The sequence below is a fragment of the Lacinutrix mariniflava genome (genome assembly GCF_001418015.1).
GTDB lineage: Bacteria > Bacteroidota > Bacteroidia > Flavobacteriales > Flavobacteriaceae > Lacinutrix > Lacinutrix mariniflava.
The window spans coordinates 1-1,253 of the sequence record NZ_LIQG01000008.1 but is presented as its reverse complement, the minus strand read 5'-3'; the positions used below and the strand labels follow the sequence as shown (position 1 = coordinate 1,253).

Annotated in this window: 2 protein-coding genes; both read left to right on the top strand. The window is 33.2% G+C overall.

The features are described 5' to 3' along the window. Nucleotides 1-118 precede the first annotated feature (118 nt). Complete coding sequence (locus tag ASC44_RS00065) at nt 119-715, top strand: NRAMP family divalent metal transporter (RefSeq protein WP_241491376.1); 597 nt, start codon at nt 119-121, stop codon at nt 713-715. Between the two features lie 23 nt (nt 716-738). Next, nucleotides 739-1,134 carry a hypothetical protein gene (locus ASC44_RS00060; protein WP_055445594.1) on the top strand — a complete coding sequence of 132 codons (396 nt, stop codon included), beginning with the start codon at nt 739-741 and terminating at the stop codon, nt 1,132-1,134. The last annotated feature ends 119 nt before the right edge of the window (nt 1,135-1,253 follow it).

Sequence of the window (1,253 nt, the reverse complement as noted above, 5' to 3'; positions counted from 1 at the left end):
ATCTGGAAAAGCTATTATCGATTTTTTCCCTCAATTGCCAACTGGAGACAATTCGGGACTTGTAATTGCCGGAATAGTAGGTACAACTATGGGCGGTGTTTGTTAGCAATCACGTAGTATTTTAGTCCAAGAAGAAGGTTGGGGATTACAAGATTTAAAAAAGGAAAACAAAGACGCAATGTCTGCTATGGTATTAACTTTTTTAATAAGTCTAGCCATTATGATTAGCGCAACAGGAACACTATATTTTAGCGGCACACCTGTAGACGACGCAACAGATATGATGCATGCATTAGGACCATGGGCTGGAGATTTTGCACTTACATTATTTACCTTAGGTATTATTGGAGCAGGATTATCTTCAATTTTTCCAAACCTTTTATTATTTCCGTGGTTGATTGCAGATTATACTGGCACACCACGTAACATGAAAAAACCGTTATACAAACTTATAGTAGTAATAGTCGCATTGTGTGGTTTAATTATTCCCGTTTTAGGCGGTAAACCTGTTTGGATTTTAATCGCCTCGCAAGCATTAAGTCCATTTGTTATGCCATTAATAACGCTATTCTTATTAATTCTAATAAATAAATCTGACGTTATGAAAGGCCATAAAACATCACTTTGGATGAATATAGCCTTAGGAGCAACTTTAATTTTTAACTGTTATATGCTCTATGTCGCTTTAATTGGATTAATTAAATTTATACAGTAACACAAACGTACACAAAAGAGAACATGAGTGATAATTTACAACAATACGCACACGTACCTTTAAAACAACTTTCTAACAGAGTTTGGAGAACTTACCAAGGTGGTGCTTTAATAGATAACTGGAAAAAAACATCACCAGAAATTGATAACAGCATGCCCGAAGAATGGATAATGTCTACCATTACTGCACGTGGAAAAGACAGACCAGAAAACGAAGGCTTGTCTCTTATAGAAACTCCAGATGGAACATTACCATTAAAGCAATTAATAGACTCTAATAAAGAATTATATTTAGGTAAAGCCCTTGCTGTTTTGTTTAAGCGTTACTTTTCGTTTCATTCTATTCAGTATAAAGTTATAATAATCTCAAAAATACAAGCTTTTGCTACTTATTTAATAAAAAAGGTCTGTATTATTTAAAAAAGCGCAATAATTTATAATTTAAATTAGATAATTCTCAGTATTTAAGAAAGTTGTCAACACGAAAACGTTTGCGCTACCTTTAAAAACAAGGCTTCTACCAAATTTAACATTTTATT